We start from the raw sequence: 15943 nt of genomic DNA on the forward strand, positions 1-15943 counted from the left end.
AGTATAAAAAAATTGAAAGTCATGTTGGGTAGAATGAGCTTCCACCTCACTCTACCCCAACATTTGACATAGAACCTGTTTTCGGGAGCCGGATATATGAACTTAATGATGACTTATTTAATGGATCGCCGTTTTTTATGGCTGTTATTAATTGTAAACATTATTGGAACAGTTTACGGTTATTATTGGTACATCCCTCAGTTGGATGTTACACCATTGATTTTTGTCCCATTCGTGCCCGACAGTCCAACAGCAAGTTTGTTTTTTGTCTTCGTATTAATTGCTTTCCTTCGGTATAAAAACTACCCTCTTATTGAAGCGCTTGCACTGATCACATTAATCAAATACGGAGTATGGGCAGTTGTCATGAATATTTTAACGCTTCAAGTCACTGGCTATCTTCCATGGCAAGGCTACATGCTGATCGCATCCCACGGAGCGATGGCTGTCCAAGGCATTCTCTACGCAAAATTTTATAGATTTAAACTATGGCACGTCCTTGCAGCTGGCATATGGACCTTACACAATGATGTAATAGATTATGTCTTCATGCAGTATCCAAAATATCCGGGTCTTGAGCTGTATGTCAGAGAAATTGGTTATTTTACCTTTTGGTTAAGTATGTTGTCAATTGGCGTGGCTGTTTATATCTATCAAAAATTGAAGCGGGAACAAGAATGAGTTAACAGGATAGGACAGGTCTATTCTTGTCCGCTTCCTCATACTTTATTTATAGGAGTATGAGGAGGGGGGACCCTTATGAGATCATTTGTGGCTATACTATTCACCTTTTGCTTGGTCTTTAGCGGATTATTTGCATTTGCTTCATCCAATTCAGCACTTGTTGAGCTAGATAAGATGGCTGATGAAGCTTTGCAGTTGACCAAGTTTTCACGGTTGGAAGAAGCCAAATCAATCCTTGAAAGATTTTCAGTACAGTTTTCAAAAGAAGGGATTAAAGAGGGCAAATTTACCATGGATGAGTTGAGAGTGCTCACAGCCTCTCATCATGAAGCGCTGCGGGCTGTGACAAATATAAATATGAGTCTGGATGAAAGGGTCAGGATTGTCACTTCATTCCGATTAGCTACGGATGCCGTTGCATCAACACATCAACCGATGTGGGTTGAAATGGAGGCATCTGTCATGAAGGATTTTCAAGGAGTGAAAAACGCAGCTTTGGAAGGTGACAAGGATGCCTATAATCAAAATCTTAACACCTTCCTTTCAACATACACAGTCATTCAACCGAGCCTGAAAATAGACCTGACTGCTGAGAAACTGCAAAAATTAGATTCCAAAATAACGTATTTAGATCGTTACCGAGCTGATTTTTCCGAGCAGGAATGGACAGCTCATCTGGAATCACTGGAGCAGGACCTTCAGAAGTTGTTCTCTGATCCAGGTGAAGATGAAGCAGATCCATCACTCTGGTGGGTTATCTCCATGACAGGGAGTACAATCATTTTAACTCTTTCATATGTAAGCTGGAGAAAGTATAGAGGCCAAAAACAGCAAAGTAAGCGAAAAAGACTCAAATAATTGACCTTAATATTGAAATCAAATAGAATAATATTAGAGAAACTGTTATTGGAGGATGAAAATGGGCGGCTTTTTGATTTACTTTCTTATCATCATGATTGTCCCAATTTGGGCCCAAATCAGAGTGAAAAGCACGTACACCAAATATTCAAAGGTTGCAACGACGGAAGGTATGCCAGGAGCCGAAGTTGCAAGAAAAATTTTAGATGCAAACGGTTTGTATAATGTTCAGGTGAAAGAAACATCAGGTGTTCTCAGTGACCATTACAACCCTATGACAAAGACGGTAAACCTATCTTCGGAAAACTATCATCAACCCTCGATTGCAGGGGCTGCTGTTGCAGCACATGAAGTCGGACATGCTATTCAAGATCAGCAAGGCTATGCAGCACTCCGTTTCCGCCATGCATTGGTCCCTGTGGCCAATATTAGTTCAAATATTGCGTGGGTCTTTATTATTATCGGTTTGCTCTCAACAGCTATGTCTAGTATGCTTTTGATTGGAATCATCTTGATGGCAGCGGGAGTTTTATTCCAGCTCGTTACACTGCCTGTTGAGTTTAACGCCTCTTCAAGAGCGATGGATCAAATGGTGTCTCTTGGATTGATTGGAAACAGGGAAGAGCGTGACGCTAAAAAAGTATTAAATGCAGCTGCCATGACATATGTTGCAGCAGCGGCAGTAGCAGTATTGGAATTGCTTCGTCTCATCTTGATTTTTGTCAATAGGGATGACTAAGAGGATATGACAAATATGCTCGAACCGCACCATGAATAATAAGGTAAAAAAGTCGAAACAGGTTACTTTACTGTTTCGACTTTTTTATTCAGGAGTAAGAAGAATCTAGCTACGACGGACAGGATGTCCTAGTGCAAGCGAAGCGACAGGAAGTCGCTGCTCTGAGCCTACCGACGGAAAGGAACTACTAATATCACCGAAGCCACAAAATCAAGCACGCGGAAGTCATTCATTAAGAATCAGCTTTGCTGTGGTGGCTAAGGAGCTCTCTTATCAAAATTCTCCAAAGGTTGAGCGCCTTCCACATTTCATGTTTCAACGTTTATACGTCAATAGGCCGTTTGTTTTCATCAAGGGTGAATCCTTCTCCCATTACATCATGGACGACAATCACGGAAACGAAAGCGTGGGGATCAATGGTGTGTATGATTCTTTTCAAATTCACTATTTCGTTCCTGCCCACTACGCAGTACAGAACCTCGCGGTTTTCTTTTGTAAATGAGCCATAGCCTTTCAGCATGGTGACTCCTCGGCCCATTTCTTTCATAATGGCAGCCGCCAATTCGTCATAATGCTTCTCAGATATGACCATAGCTCCTCTTGCTGCGTAAGCTCCTTCTTGCATAAAGTCGATCACTCGGGCGCCGACAAAAACAGCAACCAGGGTATACATAGCTTCCTTATGATCCAAATAAGTTAAAAGGGAGACAAGAATAACGGCCGCATCAAATGTAAACATTGTCCTTCCCATGCTAATTCCTTTATATTTAAAGATGAGTCGTGCGATAATATCTACACCGCCGGTTGTTCCGCCAAAGCGAAAAATGATTCCGAGGCCGATACCGGCGAACACTCCGGCGAACAGAGCTGCAAGAAAAAGATCTCCATCTAACGGAATGGCGATTTGGAATCTTTGAAAGATAAATAGGAACACAGACACCGCTACCGTTCCTATTACGGTATATAGAAAGGATTTTTTTCCAAGCAGCTTCCATCCGATCACAAAGAGAGGAATGTTCAAAACTAAGTTACTATACGAAGGGTCAATTTGGAATAAGAAGTACAGAAGAAGGGTAATTCCTGTAAATCCGCCTTCGGCTAAGTTGTTTTGCATATTAAAATGTACTAGTCCAAATGCAAAAATTGCTGCTCCCAAGAGAATCAATAGAATATTTTTTATTTTTAATTGGAAAAGCACCACTACGCCCCCTGGCACAAAATATTATTGGAATTCTAATTATAACCAATACAGGATTATATCAGCAACTTCCACCAATTGAGCGCTTTCGTTTGTATATGAAAAAAGAATTAGCTAACATATGGTAAGAAGGTGAGGAAAATGAAAGAAAATAAAACAGTTAAACAACTCCAAAATGAAGTGGATGAATACATCGGACAGTTTAAGGAAGGGTATTTTAGCCCACTTGCAATGACTGCCCGGTTAACAGAAGAGCTTGGTGAGCTGGCCAGGGAAGTCAACCACTATTATGGAGAGAAGAAGAAAAAAAGTGATGAAAAAGAAAATACAGTTCAAGAAGAGCTGGGAGATTTGCTTTTCGTCATTATTTGCCTGGCGAATTCGCTTGATATTGATCTGCAGACAGCTCATGATCAAGTGATGTATAAATTTAAAACGAGAGATAAAGACAGATGGACAAAAAAGGATGAAGGTGATTTTGATGAGTGAAGCGATTCGAGTGATAGTAGCAGGCCCACGAGGCCGTATGGGAAAAGAAGCTGTTCAGCTTGTAAAAGAGACGCCAAATTTTGAACTTGCAGCAGTGATTGATAGAAAGTATGAAGGTAAACTCCTTTCAGAAGTGGAAGGTTTTGCAGGATTGGATGTTCCTATATTTATTGATCCAGCTGAATGCTTTCAACAGGCGAACGCGGATGTTCTAATTGATTTGACAACCCCTGAAAGAGGATATATACATACAAAAACTGCTTTGGAACATAATGTACGACCAGTGGTGGGAACAACAGGTTTTACCCCTGAACAGCTTGATGAATTAAAGGGGTTGGCTGAACAAAAGGGAATTGGATGTATCATAGCTCCGAACTTTGCTATTGGCGCTATTCTGATGATGAAATTCTCAGAAATGGCCGCTAAATACTTTAATGATGTAGAAATAATAGAGATGCATCATGATCAAAAGCTGGATGCACCTTCAGGTACTGCTATAAAAACTGCGGAAATGATTACTAATAATCGGAAACCCAAAAAACAGGGACATGAAGATGAAAAAGAAACCATTGAGGGAGCTCGGGGAGCAGATTTTGAAGGCATGCGGATTCACAGTGTAAGGCTTCCAGGACTGGTTGCTCATCAGCAGGTCCTGTTCGGAGCGGGCGGACAGACCTTGACAATCAGGCATGATTCTTATAATCGCGCTTCTTTCATGTCCGGTGTAAAAGTATCCGTCGAAACTGTTATGGGATTGGATACCCTTGTTTATGGACTTGAATCTATTTTAGATTAAGGTGGGATCCAGTTGATCCAAGAAAAAAAAACTGATGTGCTTGCTTTCGGTGCCCACTCTGATGATGTGGAAATCGGGATGGCCGGATCTATATATAAATGGACGGCATCCGGCAGGAATGTAGTGATATGTGATCTGACGAGGGCAGAGCTCTCTTCAAATGGAAACATGGAAACAAGGTTGCAGGAAGCTTCAGAAGCTGCAAGCAGGATGGGTGTACGTGAAAGAGTAAATCTGCAATTGCCAGACCGCGGCTTGTACATGAAAGATGAGTACATCCGGCAGATAGCTGATATGATTCGAAAGTATAGCCCAACCCTTGTATTTGCTCCATTTTCTGAAGATCGGCATCCTGATCATGGACGCTGTGCTGAACTGGTTAAGGAAGCATTTTTTTCCGCAGGAATTAAAAAATTTAAGACTCCTGGCGGATATAATGCCCATAAGCCGAATAATCTGTTCTACTATTTTATTAACAGCCAGCCGAACCCGGATTTTGTGTTGGATATTTCCGGATTCATGGATCAAAAGCTCTGTGCACTTCAAGCGTATCAGTCGCAATTCCAACCAGGCGAATCGGGTGTTAAAACTCCATTAACTGATGGTTATTTAGAAAGAGTCGAGGCTAGAGAGAGAATCTACGGAGTAGAAGCGGGGGTCACTTTTGCAGAAGGATTTAAAATAGACCGTCCGCTTTTAATCAATCAAAATATTTTTGGGGAAGGATTATGAAACTAAACATAGGCATTACTTGTTATCCGACGGTGGGCGGTTCTGGTGTGGTAGCAACGGAACTGGGAAAACACCTGGCCGAAAGGGGCCATAAGATTCACTTCATATCTTCAAATATTCCATTTCGGCTGAACCTATGGCATCATAATATATTTTTCCATCAGGTAACAGTCAACCAATATTCGCTTTTTCAATATCCTCCTTATGACATTGCATTAGCTAGCAAAATGGCGGAGGTTATCAAAAGGGAAAAGCTTGATATTTTACATGTGCATTACGCTATTCCCCATGCAGTTTGTGCGATTTTGGGCAAACAGATGTCAGGTACAGATGTAAAGATTGTAACAACTCTGCATGGGACAGATATTTCAGTTTTGGGATATGATTCAACATTGGCGGAAGCGATCAAGTTCGGAATCGAAAAGTCAGACCGGGTTACCGCTGTTTCGCATGCACTGGCCGCTCAAACAAAAGAGCTGGTAGCCCCTGATCAATCAATCAATGTGATTCACAATTTCATTGATGATCGGATCTATCAAAAGGTGAACACAGATGGCTTGAAAGAGGCGTATGGAATTTCTCCAGACGAAAAAGTGGTGATTCATGTCTCCAATTTTAGAAAAGTAAAAAGGGTTCGTGACGTTATTATCGCTTTTTCGAAAATCACCTCCAAAATTAAAGCCAAATTACTTTTGGTCGGCGATGGGCCTGAAATGACAGATATTTGCGGACTTGTAGAACAACTATCTTTAGATAAAGAAGTGTTGTTCTTAGGACGGCAGGAACATTTGGAAGAACTCTATTCGATGAGTGATCTGATGCTTCTTTTATCTGAAAAAGAAAGCTTTGGCCTTGTAGCCCTTGAGGGAATGGCATGCGGTGTTCCCTGTATCGGAACAAGGATCGACGGCATTCCGGAAGTAATTGAAGATGGATATAATGGATTTTTATGCGAGCTTGGCAATACTGACGATGTTGCGGCTAAAGCTCTGCTTTTGCTAAAAAATGATGAATTGCTGAACCGTTTTTCCAAACAGGCTATGTCTGTTCCGACAGAGCGGTTTGCTTCCGAAATGATTGTTTCTCAATACGAGGATCTGTACGAGTCCGTTCTTGGCAGTAAGAAAGAAGGATGAAATCATGAAAGAACCATTTTTGTCGGCTCTGCCGATTATTGAGAAAATTCAAAAGGCAGGATTTGAAGCTTATTTTGTGGGCGGTTCGGTTAGGGACTTTCTGCTTGGGAAAGAAATTCATGATGTGGATATCGCAACTTCTGCAACCCCTACAGAATTGAAAGCCATATTTTCCAAAACTGTAGATGTCGGCATTGCTCACGGTACCATTATCGTGATCAGAAATGGACAGGGGTTTGAGGTCACTACCTATCGGACAGAGGCAGAGTATAAGGATTACAGGCGACCTGAGTCCGTTTCTTTTGTACGCCACTTAACAGAAGATCTGAAACGCCGTGATTTTACAATGAACGCGATCGCTATGGATAAAAGTGGTTCGCTTGTTGATCCATTTGAAGGACAAAAAGCATTGAAGGATAAGTTAATTGTAACAGTCGGTTCTGCCGATGAACGGTTTCAAGAGGATGCTTTGCGTTTAATGAGAGCAATTCGATTTGTAAGCCAGCTAGGCTTTCAGCTTGAACCGGAAACGGAAAAAGCAATTGGGACTTATGCCCATCTTCTACAGCATATCGCTGTGGAAAGGGTTACGTCTGAAATGGCAAAAATTCTGGACGGACCTTACAAAGCGGACGCATTTTTAATCCTGTTAGAAAGCGGGCTTTATCGATATTTGCCTTCCTTATTCAAAGAAAGAGATGTTCTTTTAAAAAGTCTGGATTATAATGTTTCAGCTTTGACTGAGAATCAAATGTGGCTGTTAGCTTTGCATCTTTCACAAGCAACCGACAGTGCCAAACAGCTCAAAGAATGGAAGCTTCCGGCAAAAAAAATGAAGGCGCTGCTCCGAGCGTTGGATTTTTTAAAGCTAAGAACGCAGCATGACTGGTCTGCCTATCATTTATTTATGGCTGGAAGAGATACAGCTGTACTTGTCGAGACTATTTACCAAACTATTCAACATAAGGCAATCGATAGCTCCATCAAGCAAGTCAATGACCATTTTGATCAGCTCGCGATCAAAGCAAGAAATCAGTTGACTGTGACAGGAAATGATTTGTTAATATGGGCAGATGCTCCAGGGGGACCTTGGGTGAAGGAATTATTGGAGAACATCATTCAAGCAGTACTGAACGGAGATGTTGCCAATGATAAAGATCAAATCAGGAGGTGGATAAAAGCTTGCGGACTTCTATAAGACAGCAATTAATTGAGGCTCTCTCAGGAGCGGGAGGAGAATTTCTATCAGGACAGGCTCTGGCAGAAATCATCGGCTGCTCCAGAACGGCCATTTGGAAGCATATTGAGGAACTTAGGAAGGACGGTTTTGTGTTGGAGGCCGTTAGAAACAAAGGGTATAGAATTGTCAGTACTCCTGAAGACATAAGTGAAAATGACATCCTTTTTGGACTTGAAACCGACAGGTTTGGAAGAAATGTCCACTATTATGAATCTCTTGGCTCTACCCAAAAAGCAGCTCACCAGTTAGCGTATGATGGTGCACCTGAAGGTACACTTGTCATTGCAGAGGAGCAAACTTCTGGAAGAGGCAGGCTGGGAAGAGAATGGCATTCTCTAAGCGGCAAAGGGATTTGGATGAGCCTTATTGTAAGGCCAGATCTGCCGCCACAACAAGCTCCCCAATTCACCTTGGTCACTGCTGTTGCGATTGCTCGTGCCATTGAAGAGGTTACAGGGATTACGCCAGAAATAAAGTGGCCGAATGATGTGCTGATTAATGGTAAAAAAGTGGTTGGCATATTAACCGAGCTGCAAGCTGAATCCGACAAGATCTCCTCATTAATTATTGGAATTGGAATGAATGCGAATCATGAGCATGATGATTTTCCACCAGCTGTTAAACAGACAGCTACATCGCTTTTTATCGAAAAAGGAGAAAAAATTCCACGTGCCAGATTGATTCAAGCCTTTTTAAAAAATTTCGAACGGTATTATTCTCTATATATAACTGAAGGATTTAAGCCTATTCGTATTTTATGGGAAAGCTATGCTATTAGCATTGGAAAGAGGGTCAAAGCCACAACAGTAACAGGTATAATTGCTGGACGGGCTCTTGGCATTACTGACGAAGGAGTTTTGAAAATCGAGGATGATGAGGGTGTCATCCACAATATATATTCTGCCGATATACAGACAACTTAAATTTCATTCACCAATCAGGTTGATTTACACTTTTGTTGGTCATTCGACGCAATATTTGCTATACTTTTTTTGGGTGGTATCATTTATGAGCTGCACCACAGAATATAAGAAAAAAACGATTAATTCTGCCTTGATCCGCTAAAAGGACGGGGACAGAGGACCGAAACGAACGAGTGACAGTTACGGAGTCCTTCTGCCTTTTTTGGGAGAGGACTCCTTTTGCATTCTAACCACTGCTGCTCCGATTCATTTCGTATCCTCTACAAAAAAGGAGGATGAACAAAATGAAGTCAACAACAGATTTTTTGAAAATGAAACAAGCCGGGGAAAAAATTGCGATGCTTACTGCTTATGATTACCCGCAGGCAAAGCTCGCCGAAGAAGCGGGAGTAGATATGATTCTTGTTGGTGACTCCCTAGGGATGGTTGTGCTAGGGTATGATTCGACAGTACCTGTTACAACGAATGACATGATCCATCACACAAAAGCAGTTAAGCGAGGTGCGAAGGACACATTCATAGTCACTGATCTCCCATTTATGACGTTTCATATTAGCAAAGAAGAGGCTCTGAGAGCTGCAGGTAAAATCATGCAGGAAAGCGGAGCACATGCTGTCAAGATTGAAGGCGGGGGAGAAGTGGTTGAAACGATCAGGGCTTTGACAAATGCAGGTGTGCCTGTTATGGGTCATCTTGGGCTGACGCCGCAAACAGCGGGAGTGCTCGGGGGATATAAGGTACAGGCAAAAACAGCTGAAGCTGCTTCGGAATTGATTGAAGAGGCAAAAAAATGTGAAGAGGCTGGTGCTTTTGCCATCGTTTTGGAATGTATACCGCATCAATTAGGAAAAGAAGTTGCTTCCCAAATCAATATCCCTGTCATTGGGATTGGTGCAGGGCCCGACACAGATGGACAAGTTCTTGTTTTTCATGACGTTGTGACGTTCGGTGTAGATCGTGTCCCTAAGTTTGTTAAAAAATTTGCAGATATAGATTTTGAAGCATCAACAGGAATTGGGAAATATGTTGAAGAAGTAAAATCAGGTGTGTTCCCCGATCTTCAGCAACATACATTTGAAATGAAACAAGAAGAACTATCTTTTTTGTACGGGGGAAAGAAAGCATAGGCCATGAAAGAAACTATAAAAGAAGCTTTTTTTTGATTAGCTTCGCGGGACAGGACAACCTAGTGCAAGCGAAGCGACAGGATGTCGCGTTCTGAGCCTGCCAACAAGTACCTCCTCTACAAGCCGCTACCCTTTGTGCCTGAAGAACAGCGCTCAAGCGGCTTGTTTGCCTTAGCAGGGCAAGGAGTTTGCACTTTTCAAAAAAAGAATTGTAAGAATAGATGAAAAAATAAGTTTGTATATGTCTAGCTACAGGTGCTCATCGGCGCAAGGAGCAAGTCAAATTGTTTTGGTGGTTAAGGAACTGCCCCATTTTTAAAATTTGCCTTGTGCTGATCGCATAAGACTGCGCACCTTTCGCTTTTCTTGGGAGGAAAATGAATTGATCACAATCACGACAAAGCAAGAAATGCAACAACTGGCGAAACAACATAAGACAGATGGAAATTCTATAGGCTTTGTCCCGACAATGGGTTATTTGCATGTAGGACATTTGAAGCTTGTCAAGGAAGCGAAAAAAAACAATGACATCATCATTATGAGTATTTTCGTCAACCCGTTGCAATTTGGCCCTGGAGAAGATTATAAGGCCTATCCTCGAGATCCTGAGCGAGATAAACAGCTGGCTGAGGAGGCAGGGGTAGACATTTTATTTATGCCGAGCCCGGGAAATATGTATCAAAACGAAAAATCCATAAGAATGACTGTATTAAGGAGAACCGATACTCTTTGTGGGGTCAATCGCCCAGGCCACTTTGACGGTGTTGTGACGGTGTTATCGAAGCTTTTTAATATTATAATGCCTGACCGTGCCTATTTCGGTTTAAAAGATGCACAGCAATTTGCTGTTGTATCTGGTCTAGTGGAAGATCTTGATTTTCCATTAGAGCTGATTCCTGTCGAGACAGTCAGGGAAGCTTCCGGTTTAGCGGTCAGTTCAAGAAATGTCTACTTAAACGAAAAGGAGCGGATTCAGGCATCTGCTTTATATAAAAGTTTGCAGAAAGCAAAAGAATTAATTAATAGCGGTATCCAAGACATTGAAGCCATTATTTGTGAAGTGAAGGATTATATGAAAGCAAATATGGAAGGCGACATTGATTATGTGGAATTATTAAGCTTTCCTGAACTGGAGCAGATTACGGTTCTAAAAGGTAAAGTGATTATTGCAGTTGCTGTTAAATTTTCCAAAGCGAGGCTCATTGACAATATTATTATTGATATATAATTGGTTTTGATTTTGGGTGGAAAGAGGGCTCATATATGGTAAACTAACTAAGAGCAACGATTGTTTATAGTGTTAAAGGTGTGAAGCGGATGGCAGACAAATATGTCGTTGTAGATGTTGAAACAACGGGAAATTCATACGTAAAAGGATCTAGGGTAATGCAAATTTCGGCAGTTGTTGTCGAAAATGGACGCATTATGGATCAATATACTTCTTTTGTCAATCCTGAAGTGCCCATCCCTTCTTTTATTAAAGAATTGACAGGCATCGGAGAGGAAGAAGTAGCCAAAGCACCAAAATTCAAGGAGATTGCCGGAGTGGTCCAGTCCTTATTGGAAGGGGCAGTTTTTGTGGCCCATAACGTTAAGTTTGACCACAGTTTTTTAGCTGGTGAATTGGAAGCTGCTGGTTTAACCAGTCCAATAAAGAAAACCTTGGATACAGTTGAACTAGCCAATATCCTCCTTCCAGAAGCAAACAGTTATAAACTGGAAGAGCTTTCTGATCAAATGGAGCTTGAGCATATCACACCGCATCAGGCGGATAGTGACGCCCTTGCTACAGCGGAGTTATTGTTGATATTGCTGGAAAAAGCAAAAAGCCTCCCTATCGAAACCTTGGATATGCTTTGTAAATTATCAAAGAAACTTAACAGCAACATGCTTTCTTTTTTTGAATCGGTTAGGAAAGAAAAGGATAGCCTTTTGGAAAACCTTCCCGATGACCTTGATTGGTTCCGAGGTATTGTACTCAAGAAAAAAGAGATCCCATTCAAGGAAACTCCAATTCGTTCGTTTGACTATCCCGAAAAAATGGATGATAAAACAAAACTTCTTCAGCCCTACTTGGAAAAGTTTGAGCCGCGGGATGGACAATTTGAAATGATGGATACTGTTCATGATTCCTACCGTACTGACAGGCACGCTGTAATAGAGGCAGGTACTGGGATCGGAAAGACGATAGCCTATTTGCTCCCAAGTATATATTTTTCGATTGCTACAGAGGAAAAAGTAATCATTAGTACATACACTATTCAATTACAGCATCAGATTTTGGAGAAAGAGATAAAGGTACTGAAAGAGGCTATTCCTTTTTCATTTAGGGCTGCTCTGATCAAAGGCAGAGAGCATTATATTAATATGCTGAAGTTTGAACAGACGCTTATGGAGCCAGATTCTTCTTACGATGAAACGATCACCAAAATGAAGATTTTGATTTGGCTTCTTGAGACGGAAACAGGGGATATGGATGAATTGAACCTATCAAGCGGAGGGAAACTTTATTGGAAAAGGATCTGCAATGATGGTTCTTTTGTTGATCAATACAATGACCCTTGGGCTTCTCATGATTTTTATTTATATTCCAAAAAGCTCGCCGAGCATGCCGAAATCATTATTACAAATCATTCCATGCTAATTGCTGATTTGAAACATCAAATTTTGCCAAAAAGCCGTTATGTCGTAATTGATGAGGCGCATCATTTGGAAAAATCGGTAAGGACTAACCTTGGACGACAGCTTGATTATCAGCATATTAAGTTTTTGCTTGGAAAATTGGGAACCACCGAAAAAAAGAAGCGTTTTTACGTTCTTGAAAAGCATACAGCCAAGTTGAATGCGTCTCTTTCCAGGGATTCTTTCCTTGTTGACAGGGCAATAGAAGACCTTGAAGCAGAAACTGATGATTTATTTATGCTATTGAGCCAATTACTCAAGAATTACCAATCTCACAAAGAAAAGAATAGGAGAGCTAAACTGAGGGTAACTGAAAACATTCGATCTTCAGGAAGCTGGCAGAGAGTCATATTGTGTGCTGAACGTTTTTTGGATTTCCATAAGCTCATTTTGGACGGAATGGATGAGCGGCTTTCTCTGATCAAAAAAATGCAGACATCTCTTAAACCATCAGAATTGGCGTTTTTGGAAGAAATGACCGGTTTTTATGACGAATGGGCTGAAATAGGGCAACAGGTTAAATATTTGTTGGCACATTACGTAGCAAATGAGGTAATCTGGCTGGAAAGCGATCAAAAAATCTCAGCAAACAGAACGAGCATTCACAGACAGCCGTTAAATATTGACCAATTTTTAGCTGAAAAGCTCTTTAGAGTGAAGAAAAGTGTTATCTTGACGTCTGCATCTTTGACAACCAATAATACATTCAAGTTTTTTAATGATGAGATAGGTATTCATTCATTTGACAGAATCGAAACCAGAATTGCTTCTCCATTTCCATATCAACAGATGGTGAAGCTGTTTATCCCGACAGACCTTCCAGATATCAGCGCAACACCAATGGAGGAGTATGTGGAATCCATAGCCTGTCATTTGATTGCTGTTGCGAATGCAGCGGAAGGGCGGATGCTCGTGCTGTTTACCTCTCATGAAATGCTGCGAAAAACGTATGAATTACTTTGCGACAGTAATGAACTGGCAGATTTTGTGCTTTTGGCACATGGTGTTTCATCAGGGAGCAGGGGTAAGCTTGTGAAAAACTTCCAGCAGTTTCAAAAAGCGATTCTTTTGGGTACCAACAGTTTTTGGGAAGGGATTGATATTCCAGGAGAAAATTTGTCTTGCATCGTTGTTGTTAGACTGCCATTTTCACCAATCGATGAGCCAGTCACGGCTGCGAAATTGGAGTCCATAAAGGCGAGCGGCAAAAATCCATTCTCAGCTTACTCTCTTCCGGAAGCGATCATTCAATTCAAACAGGGGTTTGGACGCTTAATTAGAAAAAAAACTGATAGTGGTGTCTTCTTTGTCTTCGATCAGAGAATCATGACAACCGTATACGGAAAAGCTTTTATAAAGTCCATTCCTTCCATCGGAATGGAAAAGGGAGCATTAAGTAACCTGATCCCTTCAGTTGAACAGTGGTTAGAGAAAAAGTAAAACGCCGCGAAAAAAAGCGACGTCTTACAATTGTGGACTAGATTTTTTTAAAAAACGACGGCGTCATCATGATATAATGTTGATGGGATACCGCGTTGCTTACTAATATTGTGGCATAAAACAGGCCGCTTATAAGTAACAAAATATGTGTATTGAGGAATGCGTACTCAATATAACGAAGATTTTCTGCATGAACGAGGGATGTACATGTATAAATGGCTCGCAATTACCCTCTCCTGCATTTTACTTATTGTAGGAATTGGCGGATGCGTTTATAGCAAAGCGAAGGCACCCATAAAGAAAGCAAGGGCTGCTGCAGAGGAAAGACTTAAGAAGGAAACAGATATTAAAGAAGTGGACGAGTTTTATTTCTATAATGGTTCAAGCACTTACTATACTGTAATAGGGAAAAACAGCAAAGGCCAGGAAATGGCTGCTTGGATCTCTCCTAATAAAAAGGAAAAAGTCCATGTGAAGAAAATGTCAGACGGTGTTTCAAAACAGGATGCGCTCAATAAATTGCTGAGTGAGAAGAAGCCGAAGGAAGTTCTGGGCGTCAGGCTTGGAATGGAAAAGGAACTGCCTGTATGGGAATTGTCCTATTTGGATGAAAACTCAAACTTGAATTATTATTATATCCACTTTGATTCTGGAAAATGGTGGAGAAAAATAGAAAATCTATAAAAGGAAGCAGGGAATGCAAATGATTGAATTATCACATCGGGTGTCTAAAGTTGCACCTTCATCCACATTGGCTATAACAGCAAAAGCAAAAGAATTAAAGGCGAGCGGCCTCGACGTGATTGGGCTTGGTGCTGGTGAACCCGATTTCAATACTCCAGAAAACATTATTCAAGCGGCATACCGTTCCATGGAAGAAGGGCATACAAAGTATACACCTGCTGGCGGTCTTGCTGAATTGAAGAAGGCAATCATTGGAAAATTTAAAAAAGATCAGGGTCTTGATTATCTTGCTTCCGAAATTATTGTTACAAATGGAGCAAAGCATGCACTTTACACACTTTTTCAAGTCATCTTGAACGATGGGGATGAAGTGATTATTCCAACACCATACTGGGTTAGCTATCCTGAGCAAGTAAAATTGGCAGGAGGAGAGCCGGTTTTTATCAACGGGGAAGAAGCCAACCATTTTAAAATTAACGGAAAACAGCTTGAAGAAGCGATAACCCCAAAAACAAAGGCCGTTATTATTAACTCTCCAAGCAATCCGACAGGTATGATTTACTCTAAAGAGGAATTGGCTGAGATTGGTGAAGTATGTAAAGTACATAATATATTGATCATCTCTGATGAAATATATGAAAAGCTTTTATACGGCGGCAATGAGCATGTTTCAATAGCGCAGCTGTCACCCGAATACAAAGATTTAACAGTTATTATTAATGGGGTGTCCAAATCGCATTCTATGACAGGCTGGAGAATTGGATATGCAGCAGGGAATGAAAAAATCATCAAGGCGATGACAGATCTTGCGAGTCATTCAACGTCAAATCCTACTACCACATCCCAATTTGGTGCAATTGAAGCCTATAATGGAACCCAAGAATCTGTTGAGAAAATGAGACAGGCTTTTGAAGAACGAATGAACATCATTTTCGAGAAGCTCACAAGTATACCAGGTGTAACTTGCTTGAAGCCTCAAGGAGCATTTTATCTGTATCCAAACGTCAAAGAAACAGCTGAAATTTCCGGTTTTAAGGATGTAGACAGCTTTGTAGAGGCATTGCTCGAAGAAGCTCTGGTAGCTGTGGTTCCTGGTTCCAGCTTTGGATCGCCCGAAAATATCAGGCTCTCCTATGCGACATCGCTTGAATTGCTAGAGGAAGCAATCAGCCGCGTTCATTCTTTTGTCGAGTCTAAAAGAGATTAATTTATTTT

General features: G+C 41.1%; 15 protein-coding genes. 14 read left to right on the plus strand and 1 reads right to left on the minus strand.

The genetic code is table 11. The features are described from left to right. Positions 1–96: 96 nt before the first annotated feature. From H9631_RS07045 to H9631_RS07055, 3 genes are all read left to right on the plus strand, one after another. Positions 97–681 (plus strand): DUF1405 domain-containing protein, encoded by a 585-nt coding sequence (locus H9631_RS07045; RefSeq protein ID WP_191811328.1) that lies wholly within the window; start codon positions 97–99, stop codon positions 679–681. Positions 682–759: 78 nt separating this feature from the next. Next, a complete protein-coding gene (ypjB, locus tag H9631_RS07050; protein ID WP_191811330.1) occupies positions 760–1542 on the plus strand; it encodes a sporulation protein YpjB in 783 nt (260 codons plus the stop codon). 61 nt (positions 1543–1603) lie between these two features. Next, entirely contained in the window at positions 1604–2281 is a 678-nt protein-coding gene (locus H9631_RS07055) for a zinc metallopeptidase (protein WP_191811332.1), read from the plus strand. 322 nt (positions 2282–2603) lie between these two features. Here the strand turns inward: H9631_RS07055 and H9631_RS07060 are convergent, their stop codons facing one another. Then, on the minus strand, positions 2604–3479 hold the full coding sequence (locus H9631_RS07060) for a YitT family protein (RefSeq protein WP_191811334.1): 876 nt from the start codon (positions 3477–3479) through the stop codon (positions 2604–2606). A gap of 141 nt (positions 3480–3620) precedes the next feature. On the opposite strand from H9631_RS07060, the gene H9631_RS07065 reads away from it, so the two are divergent. From H9631_RS07065 to H9631_RS07115, 11 genes are all read left to right on the plus strand, one after another. Then, the gene (locus tag H9631_RS07065) at positions 3621–3968 is read left to right on the plus strand and encodes a nucleotide pyrophosphohydrolase (protein WP_191811336.1); all 348 of its coding nucleotides are present in this window, start codon (positions 3621–3623) and stop codon (positions 3966–3968) included. After that, positions 3961–4764, plus strand: a complete 804-nt coding sequence (dapB, locus tag H9631_RS07070; protein ID WP_191811338.1) for a 4-hydroxy-tetrahydrodipicolinate reductase — start codon at positions 3961–3963, stop codon at positions 4762–4764. The genes H9631_RS07065 and dapB overlap by 8 nt, the downstream gene beginning before the upstream one ends. Before the next feature lie 12 nt (positions 4765–4776). Next, complete coding sequence (gene bshB1 / locus H9631_RS07075; RefSeq protein WP_191811340.1) at positions 4777–5496, plus strand: bacillithiol biosynthesis deacetylase BshB1; 720 nt, start codon at positions 4777–4779, stop codon at positions 5494–5496. Beyond that, positions 5493–6632: an N-acetyl-alpha-D-glucosaminyl L-malate synthase BshA gene (gene bshA / locus H9631_RS07080; RefSeq protein WP_191811341.1), complete on the plus strand. Its 1140-nt coding sequence runs from the start codon at positions 5493–5495 to the stop codon at positions 6630–6632. The genes bshB1 and bshA overlap by 4 nt, the downstream gene beginning before the upstream one ends. A 4-nt stretch (positions 6633–6636) precedes the next feature. Continuing rightward, on the plus strand, positions 6637–7830 hold the full coding sequence (locus H9631_RS07085) for a CCA tRNA nucleotidyltransferase (protein WP_191811343.1): 1194 nt from the start codon (positions 6637–6639) through the stop codon (positions 7828–7830). Continuing rightward, positions 7815–8795: a biotin--[acetyl-CoA-carboxylase] ligase gene (locus H9631_RS07090; RefSeq protein ID WP_191811345.1), complete on the plus strand. Its 981-nt coding sequence runs from the start codon at positions 7815–7817 to the stop codon at positions 8793–8795. The genes H9631_RS07085 and H9631_RS07090 overlap by 16 nt, the downstream gene beginning before the upstream one ends. Positions 8796–9079: 284 nt before the next feature. After that, entirely contained in the window at positions 9080–9922 is an 843-nt protein-coding gene (gene panB / locus H9631_RS07095; RefSeq protein ID WP_191811347.1) for a 3-methyl-2-oxobutanoate hydroxymethyltransferase, read from the plus strand. Positions 9923–10304: 382 nt separating this feature from the next. Further along, positions 10305–11150, plus strand: coding sequence for a pantoate--beta-alanine ligase (gene panC, locus H9631_RS07100; protein ID WP_191811349.1), 846 nt, complete (start codon positions 10305–10307; stop codon positions 11148–11150). An 89-nt stretch (positions 11151–11239) separates the two neighbouring features. Continuing rightward, positions 11240–14044: an ATP-dependent DNA helicase DinG gene (dinG, locus tag H9631_RS07105; protein WP_191811351.1), complete on the plus strand. Its 2805-nt coding sequence runs from the start codon at positions 11240–11242 to the stop codon at positions 14042–14044. 207 nt (positions 14045–14251) lie between these two features. Further along, the gene (locus H9631_RS07110) at positions 14252–14728 is read left to right on the plus strand and encodes a cell wall elongation regulator TseB-like domain-containing protein (RefSeq protein WP_191811353.1); all 477 of its coding nucleotides are present in this window, start codon (positions 14252–14254) and stop codon (positions 14726–14728) included. A 22-nt stretch (positions 14729–14750) separates the two neighbouring features. Next, on the plus strand, positions 14751–15935 hold the full coding sequence (locus H9631_RS07115) for a pyridoxal phosphate-dependent aminotransferase (RefSeq protein ID WP_191811533.1): 1185 nt from the start codon (positions 14751–14753) through the stop codon (positions 15933–15935). Positions 15936–15943: the final 8 nt, after the last annotated feature.

The sequence above is a fragment of the Bacillus norwichensis genome (assembly GCF_014836955.1).
In the GTDB taxonomy this organism is placed as follows: domain Bacteria; phylum Bacillota; class Bacilli; order Bacillales; family Bacillaceae_C; genus Siminovitchia; species Siminovitchia norwichensis.

Bases quoted from the DNA above. Each gene is read 5' to 3' on its own strand.
- H9631_RS07045 (WP_191811328.1), top strand. From the start codon at position 97: ATGAACTTAATGATGACTTATTTAATGGATCGCCGTTTTTTATGGCTG.
- ypjB (WP_191811330.1), top strand. From the start codon at position 760: ATGAGATCATTTGTGGCTATACTATTCACCTTTTGCTTGGTCTTTAGC.
- H9631_RS07055 (WP_191811332.1), top strand. From the start codon at position 1,604: ATGGGCGGCTTTTTGATTTACTTTCTTATCATCATGATTGTCCCAATT.
- H9631_RS07065 (WP_191811336.1), top strand. From the start codon at position 3,621: ATGAAAGAAAATAAAACAGTTAAACAACTCCAAAATGAAGTGGATGAA.
- dapB (WP_191811338.1), top strand. From the start codon at position 3,961: ATGAGTGAAGCGATTCGAGTGATAGTAGCAGGCCCACGAGGCCGTATG.
- bshA (WP_191811341.1), top strand. From the start codon at position 5,493: ATGAAACTAAACATAGGCATTACTTGTTATCCGACGGTGGGCGGTTCT.
- H9631_RS07085 (WP_191811343.1), top strand. From the start codon at position 6,637: ATGAAAGAACCATTTTTGTCGGCTCTGCCGATTATTGAGAAAATTCAA.
- panB (WP_191811347.1), top strand. From the start codon at position 9,080: ATGAAGTCAACAACAGATTTTTTGAAAATGAAACAAGCCGGGGAAAAA.
- dinG (WP_191811351.1), top strand. From the start codon at position 11,240: ATGGCAGACAAATATGTCGTTGTAGATGTTGAAACAACGGGAAATTCA.
- H9631_RS07110 (WP_191811353.1), top strand. From the start codon at position 14,252: ATGTATAAATGGCTCGCAATTACCCTCTCCTGCATTTTACTTATTGTA.